1 protein-coding gene is annotated in these 515 nt (G+C 67.8%); it reads left to right on the forward strand.

All coding sequences use genetic code 11. The annotated features are described in order from the left end of the window. Positions 1–148: 148 nt before the first annotated feature. Positions 149–515 (forward strand): ABC transporter substrate-binding protein (locus tag AC1DWF_RS38745; RefSeq protein WP_476843700.1); only part of this gene is annotated, 367 nt, incomplete at its 3' end.

The raw sequence follows: 515 nt of genomic DNA on the forward strand, positions 1-515 counted from the left end.
AACCCGGGCAGCCTCGGCGCCGATTGCGAGGCAGGAGGGCGGTTCTCCGGGGGACCACCCACGGAAGTGGTTGGGGCGGCCTGGATTGTGCTGTTACCTTGCTGCTACAAGCCGCGCTTCGTCGCGCTGAACGTGGGGATTTCCAAGAATGCGCAATGTTTTCCGCGCCCTGGCCGCCGCCGGCCTCCTGGGACTGACCTCCGTCCCGGCTTCGGCCCAGACCCTGACCATGGCCGTGGGGGCCCCGGTGACCAGCCTGGACCCGCACTACCACCAGCTCTCGCCCAACAATGCGGCGGCGAGCATGATCTTCAGCCGCCTCGTCGAGAGCGACGACCGCGCGCGCAACATTGCAGGCCTTGCAGAGAGCTGGCGGGTCGTGGAGCCCACCGTGTGGGAGTTCAAGCTCCGCCCCGGCGTGCGCTTCCATAATGGCCGCGAATTCACCGCCGAGGACGTGGCCTTCACCTTCGCCCGCGTGCCGAACGTGCCGAACAGCCCAGCCTCCTTTACCC

The organism is Aminobacter sp. P4_D5 (assembly GCF_056401815.1).